The following is a 22365-nucleotide window of genomic DNA, read 5'->3' on the forward strand; positions in this document are numbered from 1 at the left end:
TTATTTGGGTTACATATATCGCGTCAGTTGGACACGGTAGCGGTCTTTTTTCGTAATCGCCACCTCTCCAATTTCTAAACGTCCTTTACCACGAATCGCTACTAAATCGCCTGATTTAACTTGAAAACTTGCTTGGGTAATATCTTTCCAGTTAACGCGCACATCGCCAGCATCGATTAAATCTACCATTTTGCTGCGAGACATACCAAAACCAGCACTGGCGATCGCATCTAATCTTAAAGAAGCCTCTACAGTTGTTAATTCTTTTTTCTTTGGTTCGCGAATTTTTAACTCACTAAGGTCAATCCGCTGGGTTTTCACGGGAACTGAACGTACTTGTTGCAGATTCATCTCTAAGAATTCTGCCATTTCTGGCACAACAATTACCTGCGCCCCGCGTTCGCCCAAAACAATAATATCTCCTGTCTTTTCCCGCACAATTCCTGTGCCTAACATGGCACCTAAAAAGTCACGGTGAGTAGCGGTATCAAACAAAAAATTCCCAGCAATTTCTAGAACAACAAGCCCAACTTGTGATTGCTCTAAGGGGAGTTCTCCACGGGCGATCGCCATTCTTTGGCGTTCTGCTTGAGGATAGCCACCCCACGCCAACAGTTGCACCTCGGTTAATCGATTGAAAACGCGTTGAATTTCTGCTAATTCTGGCGGAGATAAAAAATCCGTCAAAATGACTTCCCACGTCTTGATAGCTTGCTCCGCCTGATCAATCACACGCGCAACACTATCTCGATTTTCTACACCCTTTAACAGTTCTTCTCGTGGCAACATTATTAAAAGTCAATGGTCAATGGTCATTTGTCTTTGGCTATTTAGCGTCAGCGTAACCTTGAATATTTTCTGGTTCAAACTGACGTAATATTCTGGTTGCTTGGCGAGTTAGAGTGTCTGAACCCTGAACTACAATTAAGTACTTTCCAGCATCCAAGCGATTGCGATAGGGCAAAGCATCACCACTCCCAACAAGTATGCCTACTCCACCGCCAACAAACACAGCACCCATAGCGCCGCTACCAGCCCCTAGCAGTCCCCCAACAACGTGATTACCAATTTCACCCGCCCAGGCAAAAGTATCTAACCCAGTGATGAAACTGAAGGTAAAACCCGCAAAAAAGCCAAATGGTACTAACCAAAATGCCATCAGCTTTGCTTGCTTTTTAGCTTGCTCTTGGGGATCAATCAAACCAAACTCATCAGCAGTTTTATATCCCCTACCGAGGATCATGCTATTAATGCTGTCTTTTTCTAGCGCTAGATAAGCAGCTTCAGCTTGGATACGATCTGGTAATACGGCAACAAGGTAATTCATTGATCTAACAACAGTTGTCTAAGAAAAGTTCGCCTTAATTAACAGGGTATCAGTAAAAAAGGGCTGTTAGCGTAGCGGGGCGTTCAGCCCGTGCTGAGTTTTGAGTGCTGAGTCTTAATTGATAATTCTCCCCTTGTCCCCCTTGTCTTCCTACTCTCCACTGTCTATTCCCGATTTAATCGCATCTAATGGTTCACAAAAATTGCTCACCCCTTGCTTGAGGACATAGATTAAAACTGGTGTTGCCAAAATTTTGGGGAAAGTTGGCATTGTTTTGAGGTGTGCCATCATCCCTAGGATAGTGTTATTCAGTAATTCTTCTCTAAATTCTGATTCACAAATCACCGCCCGCCATTTTTTCGCCAAAGCATCTAACCATTCAGAATTGGCCCTTTCTGGTTCTTGTCCGGCTTTGATAGCGAGTGTCATGGCTGCATCTTCTAAATCTCCTTCACAGTCTTCAATCAAGTCCAGCGCTTCCATCGCTACAGGATCATCTATTAACTGAGAACGAAATAAGGCAATTTCTTGTGATGTAACTTGAGTCATATATACGTAGTCAAAAGTCAATAGTCCATAGTCAACAGTCTAGAGTCAATAGTCCAAAGTCCAAAGTTCAGAGTTAAAAAGGCTCATAACTATTGACAATTGACAATTGACTCTTGACCATTAACTAATTAACGAACTGACCTGATAGTCACTGCACGCTGTAATTGAGCTAAAGCACGGTTGTAATTCAAGATAGCCGTGACTCGATTACCTTCTGCTCTTGTTAAGTCAGTTTCTGAGTTGATTACATCAGTTTGCGTACCCACCCCAGCTTGAAAGCGTAACCGTGCTAACCTCAGAGCTTCTCTAGCTTGTTCTAAAGCAGTATTAGCTGTTTGCACATTGTCTAAGTTAGCTCGTTGGGTGGAAAAAGCCTGTTCGACTTGAAAGCGGATTTGGTTGCGCTGCTCGGAAAAGTTTGTTTCCGCGATCGCAATATTAGCTCTTGCCTGAGATGCTCTGGCGCGTGCTGCTCCACCATCAAATAAATTCCAACTAGCTCTCAACCCAACTGAATAACCATCAGTAATGCTGACACTATCATCGAACTGATCCAACAGGTTGTAGTTAGCCACAAAACTCAATTGTGGTAAATTAGCTGCTAACGCTTGTCGGCGCTGTTGTTCACTAATATTCCGTTGAGCCAACTGCTGTCTTAGTTCTGGACGATTTTGAAAAGCCAGGACAATACTGTCTTCTAATGATCTGTCCCACAAACCAGCTAATTGCACTGTATCTGCTGCACTAATAGAGATATTTTGCGGCAAACTTAGGGTAGTGACTAACTGCCGTCGTGCTATCAGCTGATTGGAAATCGCATTAGTTAAATCTTGTTGAGCATTAGCTAAATTGACTTGCGATCGCAAAACATCGAAGCGAGTACCAACCCCCGCACGCTCTAAGGCTTCAGCATCACGCAAACTCGCTTGGGCATTTTCCACGGCTGACTGATTAATCCGCACTTGCTCATCGGCTCCCTGCAAGTCGTAATATTGGGTACTAACGTTCAGGCGGATTTCCTCTGATTGGCGCTCCACATCCAATTCATTGAAACGTACCTGTTCCTCAGCCTCTTTGATAGCGGCTTGCCGTCTTCCTGAAGTGTAAATGTTATATGTCAACTGGGCTTGACCATTGAAACCTGTACTAGGTTCATCATTGTTAGATCTTACCCCGGCGCGGCCGCTTAAAGTATCTTGCAGCTGACTAGAAGCCGACTGACTACGAGTCACATCCGCACTGAGGTCTACACTAGGATACAAAGCTGCTTGGGCTTCTCGTAAAGCTGCACGGCTGCGTTCTAGCTGCAATACATATACCCGTAGTTCCCGATTATTCCGTTTTGCTAATTCCAAAGCCTGTTCTAAAGTAATCGGTTGATTGCCTTGAACTGTGACTTCCTCTGCCTTTGTGGGAAATTGCAGAGAATTGGCACTAGGAATCAGATTTTCAGGAACTTGTACAGCACCACTAGAAGCTGGACTCACATTAGGGGGAACTGGAACATTTGGTGCTGCTTCAGTTACAGTCGGAGTAGCTGCTGGTGCTATCTCCGTTGGCGTAGAACCAGCATTACTTGGCACAGTAGTGGCATCTGGTGCCACCTCAGCCGCTGCGGGTGTTGCAGTGTTATTTTGTGCAGTCAGTCCTCCAGTCAATTTCTGCTGCTCACAACCTTGAGAGTACAAAGACAAGGTAGTGGATATCCCTATTTGCTGTGAGCAACTTCGTGCTGCCAACAGTTGCGCTGCTCCTGCTCCTTTAACTGCTGTTGGTAGAACTATTGGCAATTGAGTTTTTAAATTTGGTCTCGACGCTGCTGGTTGTTGAATTGCAGATAAGAAAACTGTGTTTTTTTGACTAGCAGAAGGTTGGGAAGTAGCTGAATTGACAGATGTATTATTTAATTTCTCTCTTGCAGCAGTAACTAATTTTTTTTGTTTCTGAACTTTGCGTGAATTACGCTGCTCTAAATTATTTTGAGAAAAATTTAAAGTAGGAGTCGTATCGACAACACCACCTTGATTTTTCTGAGATATTTGTGCCAGCGCTACACCAGTATTTTCTGCCAATGTGCCTGGGTTAATGTGATTACTTAAATTTGGCACATTGAATGTAGTCAACTCAGAATTAGAAACTGCATCTGGAAAAATCTGGGTTGCAGTTTTAGGCAGTTGCGTATTTGTATTATCCGCCACTAAGTTATGACTTTCACTAAAAGTCACAACACTAGGAGAGGATTTTTGTTGTATGCTACTTACCTTTACTGTCCCAGCCCAGGCGGGCTGGGTTGTTAATACCGCTGCTGTTACGCCAGGTAAGAAAGTATGAAATAGTTGCTGTCTTTTATGAAATAATTGCTGTCCTTTCACCGCATCCCCTCACACGAAAATCAATCTAGCGGCAGAAACCTTTTCTTCACCACAGAATATAGCACGATACTAAATTGAAGAAGGGATATAGCACGATACCAAATTTAGGAATCGGTACTCCTTTTGTCTTCAAAACTTTTGACTATGCGAGAAAGTTCTGCTTTTTCGTCGATGCTAACGCGGGTAGGCGCACCGCTGACAATTCTTTCGTAGTTCCTGAAAGAATCTTTAATTTCTGGGCCGTCAGCCGTAATATTATACTCACGAATTCCCTTATCGTGCCACGAACCTCGCATTTTAAATACGTTAATTGCCCGCGACATTTCCCCACGAATTTCTACGTACTGCAACATCAAAATTGTGTCAGTAATCGTCGAAATATGTGAGTCAGTAATAGAATGAGAACCCATAAATTGGTCAGTTGTATTGGTAAAAAAACCAGTAATTTCTTCTTGTTTGGCATAACCAGTTACACCAATTACAAACTGACGAAAAGCATTATTACTCACGCCTCTTGCTAGGGCTGAGAGTGAGTCAATGGCAATTCTTGCTGGTTTAAAATTAGCAATTTCTGACTTAATAATTTGCAAGTGATCTTCTAAACCAGTTGATTCAGGATAGGTACAAATAATTTTGAGTAACCCTTGATGTTCTAATTCTTCAAAATCAATGCCCCAAGAGGAAGCATTGCGTGACAGTTGAGCGCGTGATTCTTCATAAGCAAATAAAATTGCGCGTTCACCGTTGACACAACCATTTTGTAAAAATTTACTTACAAGTAGTGTTTTCCCAGTACCAGTAGCTCCTGTTGCTAAAATAATCGAATCTTTAAAGAAACCACCACCACACATCTCATCTAGTGTTTTGACACCCGAAGAAACGCGGACATTAGAAGACCTTTGAGTCAAGCGCATTGCTCCCAGCGGGAAGATGTTGACTCCGGCATTGGTAATTGTGAAAGGATACTCACCTTTCATGTGAGTTGTCCCGCGTAACTTCAGGATTTCGCTCGTCCGCCGACGGCGTTCTCCTTCTAATACATTCCGCACAATTACCACGTTATCCGAAACAAATTCTTCAACTCCAAAAGATGCCACTGGGCCATATTCTTCCCCACGTTCAGTGGTAATGATGGTGGTGACATTCAATTGTTTAAGGCGGGCTACAAGGCGAAAAATTTCTCGTCTGACGACTCCCACAGCTTCATACTGTTGAAATACTGCGGTAATCGAGTCAATAGAAACTCGCTTGGCTTTATATTTGCGAATTGCATATTGCAAGCGCTCTATTAATGCTGAAAGGTCAAAATTACCGACAATATCTTGACCTTCGGGATCTGGGGAAGCATCTAGAATAAATAACTTGCCTTCATCGATTAAACGTTGTAGGTTCCAACCAAAAATATAAGCATTTTTGATAATGTCGCTAGGCGATTCTTCAAAGGTCACAAATACGCCTGGCTCATCAAAGTAGGTGATGCCGTTATACAAGAATTGAAGAGAGAATAAGGTTTTACCTGTACCAGAGGTGCCGCTGACTAAGGTGGTTCTACCTACAGGTAAACCACCATGACTAATATCGTCAAAGCCCTCGATCATTGTCCGAATTTTTTCTACACCCCCAATCGGTGGCTGATTTTGCTCTTTTTGCTCGTTTTCGCTCATTGCTGGATCGTAAATAGGGTTGTTAACCCAGGTTTTCTCTTACTAAAGGTACTAATTTGTTATCAAAAAATTTAGATTAAAGGTTATGCGACTCTTCCCAGTCTTCTTCACTCAGTTCTTCATACAGTAAATCTAATCCAATTAATACTCTTTCTCTGTCTGAAAGATCACCAATAATTTTCCGCACAGGTGGGGGCAAAATTTTCGATAATGTTGGTGTGGCTAAGATTTTATCTTCTTCAGCTAGTTGGGGATTTTTCATGACATCGATGACTTTCAGTGCATAAACACCTTGAAACTCTTGGTCTAATATGTTTTTTAGTGTTTTTAATGCCCGAACTGAGTTAGGAGTGTTCCCCGCTACGTAAAGCTTGAGAACATAAGTTTTTCTGGCTTTATTCATAAAAATACAAACTTAAACATACAAACTAAAATAAAATCTGATTTTAATGATATTAGAGAAATACACACTTTTTTGGCTTTTGTGATTGTTGAGTATATTTTAGTTGATGGGTAAAATGTATTATTTAGAAATTGCACATCTATAGGCTTCACATAGGTGTGCTAGGACATCTATGAGAGTCAAACGGTAATCAAGTAATGTCTCATTAGTCCTTCCTTCTAATTTTAGCTGTTTAGAAAATTCATCAATGAGTTCCATGTGAATTTCTATAATTTGAGGCACAGGAATATTAGCACAAAATACTGTGTTGATAAATTTATCAATTTTTTCTTTCAAGGTTTTGTCTGTAGTAAAGTAATCTATAAGAATCTGGCGATAATCAGATTTAATTTGTTGTAACAATACCCGCTGATCCACTTGAGTCATTTGCTGAAAAACCTGTTGTGGTTTTTGCTGCTGGCACGCAAACACGTAAAAATATTGGTCTATAAAATTTTGATTAAGATTCGCTGGCAACCAATTTAGTAAGTAGTAAAGTCTAGCTGTGGTGGCGGCAACTAAAGTCGATGTGCTAAATTGAGCAAAATTAGACTGAAGTAGGTAACCATTGTTTGGGTTCAACGGTATTTGGATGCCTAGCTCATCTAGATTATCTAAAATTTTTTTAACATTTGGTTGGAAAAATAGTATAGGTAGTAGCATTTATATATTTAAACATCTTGCTTAATCACTCCAACCAAAGTTGGTTAAGTTGAACGAAGTTTGAGAAAAACTTTAGATAACCTGACTAATAATGTAAGTCAAGTTGCTAATCAATTCTCAATTACCTCTCTAGATAAACAAATTTCTACAGTGGCTCAACAACCAAATACAACAAGTGAGCAGGAAGACTTATTGAGCGGCTGATGAGGTGTTCGTTATCGAGGATACATTAGTTGATTGAGATTCGCGTATGTAGATCTATCAGAATGTAGATTTTTTGATTTCACCCCTTGATAGGATACTTAAACTAACTTAAAGTATGCGCGGATTCTAAATCATTATAATTCCTCAAGGTTCTAAAGCGAATCTTTGGAGCCATAATTGTTTTAGCTGTCACTCTTGATGAGAAGTGACAATACCAGTAAAACACTGTAAGGTTATTTCCCCAAAGTTATAAAGTGGCAAAGGCAAATACTGACAATGGCAAAACCAAAGTCAACCAGCAAGGCTATGTCTTGAACAATAAAACCTACCACGGCAATGGTCTTACAGCTAAAACAAGCATTGTGGAAATGAGTCTTCTGCTAAGGATATGACTGTAAGCGTGAATACTACTTACCCGATCGCCAATGCTCAAGCTAAACGCCGCTAGAGGAAGAATCAACCCCAAAGCCTTATGTCAATGCTACAGTACCCACTTTATAACTTTCTCGCAACCGTACCCAAATGCGGTGAAACAAGTACGTTAGTAGGGGCTTTAGAAGTTTTTGAACAACAGCGGTGCGATCGCTTGGTAGTAGTCAATCAACAGCAAGAACCAATTGGGTTGTTAACATCAGCCCAGTTAACCCAAAAACTGTTGGCAGAATCGCCAGAAGATCAATACTTAGATTTGTTACAACAGCCATTGGTAATCTGGCAACAAAGCATTTTTGAGCCTTTACAAATATTAGCAGCAAGCGATCGCGTTGAGCAATTTTTGCAGTTTTTACGCTATTTTTCTGCCCAATCTCACAACAATATCAATTGGACACTGGTTGATGCTGATGGCAGATTTTTAGGATTGTTAGATAGCGGTCGTTTATTAAGATTGTTAGCCCAAGAAAAAGCTGGGATAACCGCAGCCGACAAAAAATCCTCTCATTCTTTGCGATCATCTGGCCATGTTTCCCTAGAACCATCAGGCACTTCCAGAAGTCATACATCCAAGGTAAAAACTCCCTGGCGATCGCGCAAAGGTCATCAACTTCAGCCATTACTCCACAAACCCCTGATCAAATTACTCGAACAACTGCCCTGGCCATTAATGCTGCAAACCAGCACGGGTGAGATAGTTAGCCAAAATCCCGCTTGGTGGCAGCAGTTGGGAGGTTTGAAAGATCCTGAAGATGTGCGACAACAAGTAGCAACTATCCTGTCTCCAGATCTAGACAAACAACCAGAGTATGTTAGTCAAACAGCCGGGAGATTTCCCCAGAGTGAAGATGGCACATTATCCCAACTGAACCTGCATTCAGCAGAGCATACTTGGGCTGTGAAGCACGAAGCCTTGCCCCAAAATGCCACTTTTAATCACCTACAAGAATCACCAGTTTCTCGACCCAAAACCTTTAATCGCTGCTTTTTAGATCATCAGATGGGGACTTGTACCTGCGTTGTTGAAGAACAAAATGGTCAGGAACGCATCTGGCAATTTGCCAAAATTCCCTTAGATAGTCCAGAATTCAAGGCTTTGGATAGCCAGCAAACCGAAAATCAACACCTGTGGTTAGTGTTGGGAACTGATGTCACCGAACAGCAACAGTTGTGTAAAGAACTAGCGGCGAAAAATGCGGACTTGATTCAACTCAATCGCTTAAAAGATGAATTTTTAGCTTGTATTAGTCATGAACTTAAAACTCCCCTTACCGCAGTTTTAGGATTATCGCGGTTGCTCATCGACCAACAATTAGGGGAATTGAACGAACGCCAAGCCCGCTACGCCGGACTGATTCATCAAAGCGGCCGTCACTTAATGAGTGTGGTCAACGACATTTTAGATTTGACCCGGATGGAAACGGGACAGATGGAATTAGCACTCGCACCCTTGAACATTCAAGCTGTGTGCGATCGCGCTCAAGCAGAAGTTACCGCTATCCATACTCACAGCAGCAAAACCTTACCCAACAGCCCCTCAGTTCCGAAATTCACCTTGACGATGGAACCAGGCTTAGAGCAAATGGTCGCAGATGAACTGCGCTTGCGGCAAATGTTGGTACATTTATTGTCCAACGCATTCAAATTCACGGAAACATCCGGCGAAATTGGTCTGCGCGTTAGTCGTTGGGAAGGTTGGATTGCTTTTACCATTTGGGATACAGGAATTGGAATCCCGGAACATCAGCAACATTTAATTTTTCAAAAATTCCAACAATTAGAAAACCCCCTCACCAGACAATTTGAAGGAACTGGCTTAGGGCTAGTTTTAACCAGAGCTTTAGCCCGCCTCCACGGCGGCGATGTCAGCTTTTTGTCCCAAGAAGGTAAAGGTAGCCAATTTACACTCTTACTACCACCTAGTCCACCTACTACAGGTTTTACTGATTCCGAAACAAGTAACAAAGAAGATAGAACCCAGCAGAATCTAGGTATCCAAAAAGCTCCAACTTCTGCCAATTCCCAAGTTAATCATCCTCAGCATCTCCCTGGTTCTTCTCAAAGATTAGTACTGATAGTTGAAGCCGTGGCTCGATACATTGAAGACTTGGCTGAACAACTCAAAGGTTTAGGCTATCGAGTAATCATCGCTCGCTCAGGTACAGAAGCTGTGGAAAAAGCCCGACGCTTGCAACCACAAGCTGTATTTTTAAATCCTTTATTACCATTGCTTTCAGGGTGGGATGTCCTGACATTGTTGAAATCTGACGCGGCTACACGCCATATACCCGTGATTGTCACTGCTACAGGGGCAGAAAAAGAGCAAGCATTTGCTAACCAAGCCGATGGTTTTTTGAGCTTACCCATAGAAAATCAGGCTTTAGCACCACTGTTGGAAAAGTTGTGTGCTAAACCCACAATTTCAGCTTCAGAAATGGATACTAGTCAAACTATTGTCAAAAACCAACCATTGCGAATTCTGAGATTGGTTAATCCAGAAATAGCATCAATTAACCCCCATCCCTCACTGCGTGAGCATCGGGTGATAGAAGTGGATAACCTAGATCAAGCAGAACTTTTAGCAAGGGTTTGGCAATTTGATGTCATTTTATTAGATGTAGAAACTTCCTTAGCCCACACTTATTTAGAACAATTAATTCAGCACCCGCGTTTGGTAGCTCTCCCATTGGTGACATGTGATGTTGCTACTAGCTTGGCGGCTTCTCAGATTCCTGGACTTTCAGTCTTTCCCTGCTTAACACCTTTTGGCAAAAACAATCACAGTCGTACTGACAAAGTAGATCCGCTGCTGTCAGTTTTACAAATTGCCTCTGGTATTTGTTGCCCACCGAGTATTTTAGTTGTAGACTTGACAACACTGCATGATTTACCTCAAATCAGACGTAAACAGGTAAGAAATTATCGCACTCTGAAAAATGCTGCCCTGAATAATATTACTGCTGAAAGAGGATCTGAGTGGTTTCAAGCTTTAATTCAGTATCTCCAAACCGCAGGGTTGAAAGCCGCAATTGGGCGCTATTGGGCAGAAGTAAACCAACAAATTCGTCACAATAGTGTGGATTTGTTGCTCATTTGCTTGGGAGAATCGCCAATTCATCAAGATGTGTTAAAAGCACTAAAAGCATTACAGGATTCCACTGCGAATTTGCCCCCAATTTTGGTGCTTGATCAACGTTCCCATGATTATGAACGGAATTCTTCAGCAGCAATCAAGCCACACAAAAACAGTAGCCGAGATCATGTAGATCAATCATTCAGTGCGATCGCCACAGAGATTTTACCGCGCTCAATCTCAATGGAAGATTTATTACATCATATTAATCAGGCTTTACTGCACCATCAACAGGAAAAGAGCTAATTTTTATTAGGCAATCAAGAAGCTCAGATACCTAAATTCCTAAAGTAGTTTGGTATCTCTTGGGTGAATAATTAGAGAAATATCCTGCTTTTGTTGTTTCATTTTCTTGAAAGAAATTCTAATCAATTGATAAGCTCCTTTTGAGGCTAAATTTTCATAATTGTCAGGAGGTAAATCCATTTTGACTAGGTTTTTATGTTCTGCCAAAACCATTAAAGATGGTGCTTTTACTGGCATATTTATTTTATTTTGCAGATAAACAATAGCATCGCTTGTCAGTTTAATAAAATTGACTTGTTGATGGCTGTAAAAAACTACAGTGGGTTTTTTAAAGCCAACCATGACTAATTCTTCATTGGGTTGCTTCACCTGGGCGACAACAGCAGCAATTTCCCGTAAAGGCATCTGTCGTTCTTGATCCATCAAAAACATTGCTGGCATCAAAACCACAATTAAAAATGCCACAAAGCCCAACAAATTTGCAGCAATAATACCTGACCAACGACGAGTTATTAATAAAAATGCCACACTCATAGCACCCAAAAACCAAATAGAACCGCCTAGTTCGGTTAAACCCGAATTTTGTAGGGTTTGGCGGAAGTTTGGTGCAGCTTGATCACTACCTAATAACTGGGATATTTGAAATATTGCCACAGACAATGTAGATAAAAAAACTACATTTGCCCAGCCACTAACCCAAAATAATTTGTGTGGTGATGGAGAACTAGATACGGATGAGCCTGGAAAATAATCGCTCCATAATAAAGCTACCAAAATAGCAGCGGCTGGCATTAAAGGTAAAACATAGCTAGGTAATTTGGTAACAGCAATTGTGAAAAAACCAAACACTCCCAAAAACCAAATGCAGGCAAATAACCCTAATTGCTGCGATCGCTCTTGCACTAACCATTGCGATCGCTGCCAAAATTTCAGTCGTGCGAAGGCGGCGGGTAAATATACAGAGTATGGTGCAAAACCTAAAAGTACTACCAAAAAGTAAAAATACCAAGGTGCTGAGTGACCATTTACGACTTCGGTAAAACGGTCTAGGTTGTGATAACCAAAAAACGAATTAATATAATTCCACCCATTGCGCCAAATTACTAAGGCATACCAAGGAACTGATAAAGCCAGAATTATCAGTAATCCTAGCAGTGGTCGCATTTCTCGCAAAACTTCGCCTAAGTTGCCTAAGTACAGCAAAAAAGCCAAAATTACTATTCCAGGTAAGACTATACCCACAGGGCCTTTAGTTAAAATTGCCCCAGCAATTAATACATAACAAGCTAAATACCATTTATTTGGGAGTAGGGAATAGGAAGAGGAAACGGGGCGGGGAACAGGGGGTAAGGGGGAAAAATGCTCCCTTTCTCCCTGCTCATTTGCATAGCCGAGAAAAAAACATAACAAAGCAGAGGCTATGCACCCAGTTAGTAGCATATCCGATACACCTGTTCTTCCCCAGACAATCATTTCGGGGTTGAGCGCCATAACGGCGGCGGCGATCGCAGCTGTTAAGTAACGACGGGTGGGGCGTTCAACTTGTGCTACTACGTCCCCCTGCGCCAGATGCCACTGTACAGTATAAAAAGCCAAACTAATGACGGCAATTGCAGCGAGCGCCGATGGGAGACGCACCGCCCACTCATTCACCCCCATAATTGAGTAGGCGATCGCTTGACACCAGTAAATTAAGGCGGGTTTATCAAACCGAGTCACACCATTGAAAAACGGCGTAATCCAATCACCTGTGACAAACATTTGTCGGGATGCTTCCGCAAACAATGGCTCTGTTTCATCAACTAAGCCAACACTGCCTAAATTCCACCCGTAGCCAATCCAACCAATCAGCATCAACCACAAAATTGATAAAGTCACCACTAGAGATGGACGCTGTGCTATCTTGTTGAACCATCGGTCAACAGTGTGGAAAATACTCAATTTCATCCTCATTTGGTTTTTAGTCAATGGTTATCAGTCAACAGTCAATAGTTATTAGTCGTTAACGAGTGAGATTTTGTTCTTTGATGATTTTTGCTTTGTAATAGTCATCAACTAAACACTATTATCTATGGACTATGGACTTTTGACTTTTGACCTTTGACTATTGACTAAGCACCAACAGCCATTCTTTAGTTTGAGCGTTCCAACTTGGTAGGGAAGTTTCACCAACAACATACGGCCCCCAGTAGCGTCGAGAACCATCTTGGGCGAAGGCGACTAAAATATCTCCTTTTTCTAGCTTTAAATTGCCATTAGGTAACGAAAGCAGCAAACCTTTACTGCTACCCTCTTGAGGTGCAAAATCCCAATGGGCTGGAATATCTGAGGTAATCTTGCTACTAGCCGAGCCTTTACCTTTTAATTGCCGTGCTAGTAAAGCCAGACGCACAGGTTGATCAGTTTGATTACTCATCCGCAAAGTCCCTTGGGCTTTGGCACTACCAGCGACATTGGGACGATTTACCAAAACAGACTGAACTTTGCTAGTGCTTTGTTCTACTTGGTTAACTGGTATTGTTGTCGTACTAGAAACATTTGTCGAAGTGGCTGTAGCATCTAAAATAGGTAATTCAGAATTACTTTTTGACTGAGGCATATTAGTAGATGCTGTATCAGAGGTATCAGGATTAGTGGTCTCAAATGACACACTTAAATCTAAACATCCCACCAGCAACCCAAGCAGCCCCAAGCAACAAGCTGTAACAGCAGCCTTACGATACACCTGAGATTTCATTTTGATATTGGTTAGAAATAATTTTTTGTTTAGTCTTGGCCAAATATTAGCCTATTCTCTGCCGTCAGGATGACAGAAATTTACTCACTTGTCTACAATAGACTCTCGTAAAATTAAGCTATAGGATGTATCATACTTATCATTTTTCGGAAATCACTCTTTGCATGATTAGTTACCTTAATTTTACTTAAAGAAGCTTTCTATCGGTTATTGTTCCATTGGGTTTTACAGTAGGGTAGCAAGGTTAAGCAAATAATATTACATAAAAATCAACATTCAACCGTATAATTACATCTAAATTTTTTTCGCCTTGGCGTAATCTGAACAACAAGATAGCCATTGCTCAACCCTGAGAGATATGAGCAATAAAATATTTACATTTATTAACAATTGATGATTCCTCACACCAAAATTCGGCTGATCATGAGGTACTAGAACAAAATATACATTTAATGTAACAGCATTTTGCCCAGGTTGCTACAAAGTAAACTGTTATACATTTAATTTTTACATTTAAGTCGCGGGGTTGATTAAGCTTTTTTGCCTAAAAGTCTATCTACTGGATAAATCATCGCTTCAGCAAACATATACAAATTAAATACAAAATAGCTGATACCTGATTTTAAAACCCACAAAATTTATCATAATATTCAAATATAGTATTTTGACCAAATTAATTTGAACAACCGAGTATCTTTGATTGATGCAAAACACTAGAATCAACAATTTATTAGATGCTATTGCTAGTAGCTTAGGACAATTATTTCGTAATCCTTGGCGGCGACTGTCAATCTTAATTATTAGTTTCTTGTTTGGTTTTTTTCTAGGCACAGCTATTTCAACAATTGCAGGACAAAAAGCCGAATTAGATATTGTTGTAGCCGCATTTTTAGCATTATTAACTGAGTTGACAAGTAGGATATTTTATAATCGTAAACTGTTTGCCAAAAGACCACTATGGCTGGAATGTCTGAATATTTTGAAAGTGGGATTTACTTACAGTCTGTTTGTAGAAGCCTTTAAGTTAGGCTCCTAGAAAAATTGCTAAATGGTAGTTTTGAGGCAAATTATCAATGTATCCTTGGCTCCAAGAGATGATAGCAGAGGATGTTTCAGAGTTAACTTGGCGGCAAGTACGAGTTGCCACCTTGGCTAATCCTGCAAAAGCAAAGGCTTTTGATATTACACCAACGAATGTTGATGAAATGATCCAAGAGCGATCGCAATTACTCAAATCTGTGTTGCCAGCTTTTCGGCAATTTTGTCAAACTAGCTTGCGTGCTAACTTTGAAGAAATGTTAGAGGTGTTGTGGGATTTATGGCTACCTCTGGGAATGAAATTAGCCGCACAGCGTCGAAGCCTCAACCGTCCTCTAATTCAAGGAATTTTAGGAGTACAAGGTACAGGTAAAACTACAATGTGCCAAGTTTTATCCTTGATTCTTCAGCAGTTGGGATATCGCACGCTGAGTTGGTCATTAGATGACTTATATAAAACCTACAGCGATCGCTTAATTTTATTACAGCAAGACCCCCGCTTAATTTGGCGGGGGCCACCAGGAACCCATGATATAGATTTGGGTTTAAATGTGTTAGAGCAAATTCGCCAAGGAGAAAAGGCTGTAACTGTTCCCAGGTTTGATAAATCTCTTTATGCAGGTGCAGGCGATCGCACCACTCCAGAAATTGTTACAGATATAGATATTGTCTTATTTGAAGGCTGGTTTGTGGGTGTGCAACCAATTGATCCCACCGCTTTTGATTTAGCACCGCCACCGATTATTACCGACGCAGACAAAGCATTTGCGCGGGAGATGAATCGTCAATTGAGCAATTATCTGCCATTGTGGCAACGCTTAGATAGCTTGATTTTGCTTTACCCCAGGGATTATCGCAGTTCCCTAGAATGGCGCAAGCAAGCAGAACAACAGATGGTGGCTGCTGGTAAAGCGGGAATGAATGATTCACAAATCAAAGATTTTGTCAACTATTTTTGGCGATCGCTCCATCCAGAATTGTTCCTCAAACCCATACTGCGATCGCCATCGGTTGCTGATTTGGTAATTGAAATTTGTCCAGATCGGACTTTTGGTGAAATCTACAGTTTATAGAGCATCCGGATCTACGCCCAAAGCTCGTAATTTTTCCCGTAAACGGGCATTTTCTTGTTCAGCTTGTTCGGCACGTTCATCACCAGTTAACAAGAGATTGCCTTGCTCATCCCACCAACGTAGCCACGGTAAGGCGGCATTCAAATAATAGCCTTGCCAAATGCCTAACTCTACACCCAAAGGATAAATAGGATAATGCCCTCGTTCATTAGGAAGCATTATTTCATAACGACCAGCCACTAGTTGATATAATTCGACGCTTGCCTGTTTAACTTCATAGATACCAAAGATATCATGCACCCCAACGAGGAATAGAGAAATTGTAAGTTGATTGCTTGTTAGACAGCTGAAAGCGATCGCGCCCTTCAATTTTTGCCTGATATAATGCGCGGTCTGCGGCAGAAATTATATCTTGAAAGTCAGAACCAGGTTGAGGAATATCTGCTGCGACCCCGGCACTAATTGTCACATAACCACTGACTTGGGAATTGCTATGGGGAATTGCCAATTTTCGCACCACCGAGCAAATTTTTTCTGCTAATATCGCGGCTCCCTGCATCTCTGTTTTGGGTAAAATCACGGCAAACTCTTCACCGCCATAACGCGCCACTAAATCGGCCGGACGTTTGACACTATCTTTGATGGCTTGGGCTACTTTTTGCAGACAGCGATCGCCTGCCCGATGTCCATAAGTATCGTTGTAAGATTTAAAGTAATCCACATCACACAAAATTAAAGACAAAGGTAACTGGTCTCGCGCCATCCGTTGCCACTCTTGGGAAAAATACTCTTCAAAGCGTCTGCGACTAGCTACTTGAGTTAAACCATCAATAGTTACCAACCTTTGTAATTCTTGGTTAGCAGCTTCTAGCTGTTTTTGTAGCTGAGATTGCTGAATCAAGCGTTTTACCCGCTGGCGTAATACTGGCCAGTGAATCGGTTTAGTCACATAATCAATTGCGCCCGCATCAAAGGCCTGATCAACTGACTCTTGATCTTCCAAGCCAGTAATCATTAACACTGGCGTATACTTGCCTTGATCTAAAGATTGCAACTTTATACAACATTCAAATCCATCCATCCCCGGCATGATGGCATCCATGAGGACAATCTGGGGATGCAGTTGCTGAAATAAAATTAACGCTTCTAGACCGTCTCTTGCTTCTGCTATTTGATATCCGTCTCGCTCTAAAGCAAGTCGCAGTTGGGTACGAATAAAAGGTTCATCGTCAACAATCAAAACTAGAGATTGATTTTTGTAAAAGTTGGTTTTCATGATCCCGCCTCCAGTTCTAATTGCAATCCTGTTTTGACTTGCTCATACTCTTGTTGAAGTTGTGACAAGATGTCTGCACATCCCAAAGGATCATTACTTCTGCCTTTAGCTTCTAACTGCTTACAAATTTGAGCCAGGCTAGTTGCCCCAACAGAAGCACTACTGGACTTGAGTTTGTGAGCAGTCTTCCATAAAGTTTCGGCATCTTCTCTTACCACAGATGACTGAATTTCTTGAATGAGTTTAGGTGCTTCTAAAAAATAACAGTGCAGTAGTTCTGTAAATGCTACCTGATCCCCTGCTAACATCTGACGCAAAGATTGCAAAACTTTGTGATCAATTGCAGATATTGCTAAATTTGGCGTGTTGGTTTGGTTTTGGATTGGCAAAAATGTTTGTATTGGTGGATCTTTTGTGGAGATAAAAGGCTGACATTTACGCAGTGCTTTAACTAACTCTGCCATTTGGATGGGTTTGCTAATATAATCATCCATCCCCGCGGCTAAACAAGCTTCGCGATCGCCCCGCATAGCGTTGGCTGTGATGGCAATAATATAAGGGCGAGTACTAGCTTCCCATTGCTGAGAGATGATTTGACTAGTTTCTAGTCCATCCATTTCGGGCATGTGAATATCCATCAACACTACATCATAGGGTTGACGCTGCAATGCTTGAATCACTTCTCGCCCATCAGCTACTACATCTGCTTGGTAGCCAATTTTTTGCAACATTAGTAGTGCTACTTTCTGGTTCACCAAGCTATCTTCTGCCACAAGAATGCGTAGGGGCATTTTCTCAGCTAAATGAACATCAAAGGGAGAAATATATGCACGAGAAATGTTGACTGATAGCAAATGATGTCCGCAGGTATGGGTGAGGACGTAGTGAAGTTGAGATTGTTTGATTGGTTTATTTAAACAGACAACTAACCCCACATCATTAAAGTCTCTACCTATGTCTGGAGTACCCAAAGCAGTTAACAGTACTAAGGGGAGATTTTGACCACCAGGCTGTTGACGAATGGCCTGCGCTAGTGCCAGTCCATCAATTTTTGGACTTGGCAGATCGAGGATGGCAATATCAAATTCCATTCCTTGAGCCAGCAAAGCTAAAGCGGCTTCACTTGATTCAGCAATGTATGTTTGCATTTGCCAGAACTGCACTTGCAAACTGAGAATTTTGCTGTTGGTAGGATGATCATCCACGATTAATAAACGCTTACCAGCCAACTGACTCACAGAAGTAGTCACTTCACTTGATGGGGGATTAGTCAGGATTGTGCTGGTAATTGTGAAGTAGAAAGTAGCACCATGATGGGAGAAAGTGGCTAAAACAGGCTTGCTATTTTGCCATCCAGGATCAGGATTGCCACCAATACAGCCACGACTTTCAACCCATAAACTACCATTCATCATCTCACTCAGGCGTTGGCTAATTACTAGTCCTAGTCCCGTACCGCCGTAGAGTCTGGTCATGGAGGCATCTGCTTGGGCGAAGGGTTGAAATAACCGTGCCATTTTCTCTGGGGTGATGCCAATACCTGTATCTTGGATACTAAACAGAATTTTGCAGGTAGTGTCGATATTTTGAGTTTCTAATTGATTGGCGTATACAGAGAGGACAACTTCTCCTTGTTGGGTAAATTTAATGGCATTGTTGAGCAAGTTCATTAAAATTTGGCGCAAGCGTGTGATGTCGCCAATTATCTGGGTTGGTACTTGGGGATGAATCAGGTAAATTAGTTCAATCTGTTTTTGGGCAGCTTTTGGGGCTAAAAGGTCGATTACCTGTTCTACACAAGCTTTTAAATCAAAGGGTTTTTCTTCTAGTTCCAGTTTGCCAGACTCAATTTTAGAGAAGTCGAGAATGTCATTAATGATGGTAAGTAAGGCATTGCCGCTGGTATGAACGGTTTCTACAAAGTCGCGCTGTTGGGGAGTTAAATCTGTATCTAATAACAGTTCTGTCATCCCAATTACAGCATTCATTGGGGTACGAATTTCATGACTCATCATGGCCAAAAATTCACTTTTGGCGCGGTTGGCTGCTTCTGCTTGACGTTTTGCTTGTTCTAGGGCAAAGTTTTTTAAGGTAAGTTCTTCGCGTTGGCGGGTTTCTTGTTCTAATAAATTGGCTTGGGCGAGGGCAATGCCGACTTGTGCTGCTACTGCTTCTAATAATTCAATTTCTTCTGTTGTCCATTGGCGAAAATAGCTGCACTGATGTAAGCCGATCGCACCGTTAGGTTCTCCTTGATAAGATGTACGGACTGCTAACATAGACTTTAAGCCCATATTTTGACAAATTGTTTGCGCTTTTTGGAGTAACGGGTCAGCATATACATCATCAGAAGCGATCGCTTTATCCTCGGTCATCATTTGCTCGGCATGGGGATTACCGATTACAGGAATTTTCACGTTTTCCCGACTGGCGTAGGTGGGAAAATTATTATACTCTGCTACCAGCGGAATGTAGGGTATGGGATCATTAATATAAGAATGAATGAGGCAGCGTTCGGCTTGAAATGCTTGACCAATTTGGATGGCGGCGGTAGCAAAGATTTCTTTGCTATCAAGACTTTGGCGAATTTGTTGGGTAACTTGTTTTAACAACAGTGTTTGATGTAATTGTCGTTGCAATGCTTGTTGTGCTAATACTCTTTCTGTAATGTCATGATTAAAACTGACACTGGCGATCGCTTGCCCTTGTTCATTTTGTAAGAGAATGACTGTCGTTTCACAAATTCCTTGACTGCCATCTTTGCGGATAAATTCAAGTTCCCCAGACCAACGTCCCTGCTGCTGAATATCTGGCAAAATTTGGGGTATGAATTGATTAGTTACTTCCGGTTTATATAAAATACTTGTGCTTCTGCTCAAGATTTCGGCTTTGCTATAGCCAAACATCCATTCAGCCGCACCATTCCAGTCAATAATTGTTCCACTTAAATCAGTGATGACTACGCCGTCGTACATGTTTTCAAAGATTAGGGCTTGGCGTTGCAAAGTTAATTCTGCTTGTTTGCGATCGCTAATATCGGTGTGAATGCCAATAAAATGGGTTAACCGACCAGTGTCATCATGAATAGGAGAAATGCTCAATTCATTCCAAAATAAACTGCCATCTTTGCGGTAGTTACGCAACAATACTTGGCAACTTTTCCCAACTTTCATAGATGCTTGCAGTTGTTGAATTGCTGGTTGTAGAGGATCTGTACCTGGTAAAAAAGCACAGTTATAGCCAATAATCTCTGTAGCACTATAGCCTGTGATTAGCTCAAAGGCGGGGTTAACGTAAATAATTGGTTGATTAGGGAGCCTAGCATCAGCAATTATAATTCCATCACTAGCCGCTGCTAGGGCGCGTTCCCGCAATCGGAGAGTTTCTTCTACTAGTTTCAAATCTGTAATCTCAAACATAAACCCCCTGAGCATTATGGGGGTTCCAGCGTTTTTGACAACATTGACAATATCTCGTAACCACACAACTCGCCCGCTTGCGGTTAGCATTCGGTATGCAAATTCCTGGTTTTCGCCTTTCGCCATTGCGTCTTGGTAAACCTGCATCGCCTGTTCCCGATCATGAGGATGCAGATGATTCATCCAAAAATTTTCCTGATACCATTCTGCTAGGGGATAGTTCAATAAAACTTCTGCTTGTGGCCCAATATATGTAAAGCGCCAAGTTTTGACATCGAATTCCCAAGGAATTACTTTTACCGTTTCTAATAATTCTCGCAGGTGAGTTTCACTGGCACGTAAAGCAATTTCAGTTTTTTGCTGCTCCCAAATTCGGTCTGTTAGTTCTTGATTAATGGCGGCTATACGTTTGTTTTGCAGTTCACTACTTTGAGCAAAATAAATAGAGAATGCCAATGTGCTGGCGATGAGTAACCCAGAGATTAAAACAATTAATGGCAGAGGCGATCGCAAGTCGGTTAATAATTCTAAAGAAGGATAGACTGCAATTTGCCAGTTGCTTCCATATAAGTTAAGGCTGACTTGTTGTTGCCAATTTAATAGCTGCGTTGGTAATAAGTTCTGTCCGTAAATTAATTTTCCATTCTCAAAGACTCTAATTTGATAACCTGGTGGCAAATGCACCAGAGAATCTAATAAGGATTTAACTTGAAAAACTCCTAAAATAAAGCCATCAAACTGTTCGCCAATCCATAGTGGCAGATATGCAAACAATCCTTTCTTGCCTTGAAGAAGCTCAAATGTGGGCGTAAAATTGGTTTGACGGCGGTTACGTGCTGCTTCTAGTGCTGTGCGTAGTTGAGGTTTTTGAGTTAGTTCTAAAGTTTGGGTGATTTGATAGTTAACTTCGGGTACAGTCCATCTCACCCGCAATGATGCGTCAATCCATCCCAGAGTTTGATATCCTCCAAAATCTTGGATGTAGGCGGCTGCTTCAGTTCGCAATTTTTTCTGATCCAAATTATCATGCAGTTGCCAGTTTTTGCCCATACGCTCTAGTGCCAGAATTCGCATATTTACTTGGGCTGTTAATTCAGTTTTAATGGCGATCGCTTGTTGTTGAATCAGTTGTTTAATATCGTGTTGCTCTTCAATTACTAGCTTCTGCCAAAGCAGAACTACTGCTATTGCAACAACAATACCCACCACTAAGGGCAGCAACTCTCGTTTGCTGAAAATTTCTCTTGCTTGAAACTGATGATATCTGTGCCGCCTAACCACTTATTCATCCTCTAGCACTTTCAGCATGTGTCTGAATGATTATTACTATTAATTAAAATTATGAATATTTATTTTACAATATCCACATTTTCAGAAATTATTTTTTATTGTATCTTTTTTAAGAAAATAGTTAAATTTTCCTTATAATTTTTATTTTTTTAGTATCTATTACTTGTATTTAAAAGAAAGTAATTAATCTTTTTAAAAGAAATATTAATAAAAGTTTATTTTTGTCAACGGAGATTTTTTATATTTGTTAAATTTAGCTTTTCATCTATTAAACCTGTCCTGTTATTAACCTAATCTTTGATGATGCTTCAAAATTAAATTGATAAATTGGAAATTGTTAACCTGATATTTGCTATCGATTTAAGCAAAAGCTACGAACAGTAAATTCTCAAATGAAGAATCAAAATCTCCAAATAAAAGAGTTTTGATGCCCAGCATTGATTCCCAAGAACATTTATCAAAGTGTTTGTTTTTATAATACCTAAATTTATGGCTAGTGA

The 22365-nt window shown here is 41.1% G+C and carries 14 protein-coding genes and 1 pseudogene; 3 read left to right on the forward strand and 12 right to left on the reverse strand.

The genetic code is table 11. The features are described 5' to 3' along the window. Positions 1-9 precede the first annotated feature (9 nt). The 7 genes from NCWK1_RS05565 to NCWK1_RS29420 form a co-directional block, all read right to left on the reverse strand. Positions 10-789: a photosystem II electron transport protein, Sll1252 family gene (locus tag NCWK1_RS05565; RefSeq protein WP_103124015.1), complete on the reverse strand. Its 780-nt coding sequence runs from the start codon at positions 787-789 to the stop codon at positions 10-12. 37 nt (positions 790-826) lie between these two features. After that, positions 827-1327, reverse strand: coding sequence for a hypothetical protein (locus tag NCWK1_RS05570; RefSeq protein WP_103124016.1), 501 nt, complete (start codon positions 1325-1327; stop codon positions 827-829). A 150-nt stretch (positions 1328-1477) separates the two neighbouring features. Then, a complete protein-coding gene (locus NCWK1_RS05575; RefSeq protein WP_103124017.1) occupies positions 1478-1876 on the reverse strand; it encodes a hypothetical protein in 399 nt (132 codons plus the stop codon). A gap of 128 nt (positions 1877-2004) precedes the next feature. Next, positions 2005-4248 (reverse strand): TolC family protein, encoded by a 2244-nt coding sequence (locus NCWK1_RS05580; RefSeq protein ID WP_103124018.1) that lies wholly within the window; start codon positions 4246-4248, stop codon positions 2005-2007. 104 nt (positions 4249-4352) lie between these two features. Then, a complete protein-coding gene (kaiC, locus tag NCWK1_RS05585) occupies positions 4353-5912 on the reverse strand; it encodes a circadian clock protein KaiC (protein WP_096581016.1) in 1560 nt (519 codons plus the stop codon). Between the two features lie 76 nt (positions 5913-5988). Beyond that, entirely contained in the window at positions 5989-6315 is a 327-nt protein-coding gene (kaiB, locus tag NCWK1_RS05590) for a circadian clock protein KaiB (RefSeq protein ID WP_096581018.1), read from the reverse strand. Positions 6316-6435: 120 nt separating this feature from the next. After that, on the reverse strand, positions 6436-7017 hold the full coding sequence (locus NCWK1_RS29420; RefSeq protein ID WP_187308064.1) for a KaiA family protein: 582 nt from the start codon (positions 7015-7017) through the stop codon (positions 6436-6438). A gap of 676 nt (positions 7018-7693) precedes the next feature. Between NCWK1_RS29420 and NCWK1_RS05600 the strand changes: the two genes are divergently transcribed. Next, complete coding sequence (locus NCWK1_RS05600) at positions 7694-11032, forward strand: hybrid sensor histidine kinase/response regulator (protein WP_103124019.1); 3339 nt, start codon at positions 7694-7696, stop codon at positions 11030-11032. A 39-nt stretch (positions 11033-11071) separates the two neighbouring features. Here the strand turns inward: NCWK1_RS05600 and NCWK1_RS05605 are convergent, their stop codons facing one another. Together NCWK1_RS05605 and NCWK1_RS05610 are read right to left on the reverse strand one after the other, a co-directional pair. Then, positions 11072-12985, reverse strand: coding sequence for an ArnT family glycosyltransferase (locus tag NCWK1_RS05605; RefSeq protein ID WP_103124020.1), 1914 nt, complete (start codon positions 12983-12985; stop codon positions 11072-11074). A gap of 151 nt (positions 12986-13136) precedes the next feature. Beyond that, complete coding sequence (locus NCWK1_RS05610) at positions 13137-13769, reverse strand: hypothetical protein (RefSeq protein ID WP_103124021.1); 633 nt, start codon at positions 13767-13769, stop codon at positions 13137-13139. A gap of 703 nt (positions 13770-14472) precedes the next feature. On the opposite strand from NCWK1_RS05610, the gene NCWK1_RS05615 reads away from it, so the two are divergent. Continuing rightward, entirely contained in the window at positions 14473-14805 is a 333-nt protein-coding gene (locus NCWK1_RS05615) for a DUF565 domain-containing protein (RefSeq protein ID WP_103124022.1), read from the forward strand. A gap of 37 nt (positions 14806-14842) precedes the next feature. Then, entirely contained in the window at positions 14843-15880 is a 1038-nt protein-coding gene (locus tag NCWK1_RS05620) for a glycerate kinase (RefSeq protein WP_103124023.1), read from the forward strand. Here NCWK1_RS05620 and NCWK1_RS05625 read toward each other — a convergent pair. The 3 genes and pseudogenes from NCWK1_RS05625 to NCWK1_RS05635 all read right to left on the reverse strand — a co-directional run. Continuing rightward, positions 15875-16168, reverse strand: a pseudogene (locus NCWK1_RS05625) (Uma2 family endonuclease); the annotation flags it as partial. The gene NCWK1_RS05620 and the pseudogene NCWK1_RS05625 overlap by 6 nt on opposite strands. Before the next feature lie 4 nt (positions 16169-16172). Continuing rightward, positions 16173-17156, reverse strand: coding sequence for a response regulator (locus NCWK1_RS05630; RefSeq protein ID WP_096581030.1), 984 nt, complete (start codon positions 17154-17156; stop codon positions 16173-16175). Further along, positions 17153-21856, reverse strand: coding sequence for a PAS domain S-box protein (locus tag NCWK1_RS05635; RefSeq protein ID WP_103124024.1), 4704 nt, complete (start codon positions 21854-21856; stop codon positions 17153-17155). Before NCWK1_RS05635 ends, NCWK1_RS05630 begins: the two co-directional genes overlap by 4 nt. Between the last annotated feature and the right edge of the window lie 509 nt (positions 21857-22365).

The sequence above is a fragment of the Nostoc cycadae WK-1 genome, assembly GCF_002897135.1.
Classification (GTDB): Bacteria; Cyanobacteriota; Cyanobacteriia; order Cyanobacteriales; family Nostocaceae; genus Nostoc_B.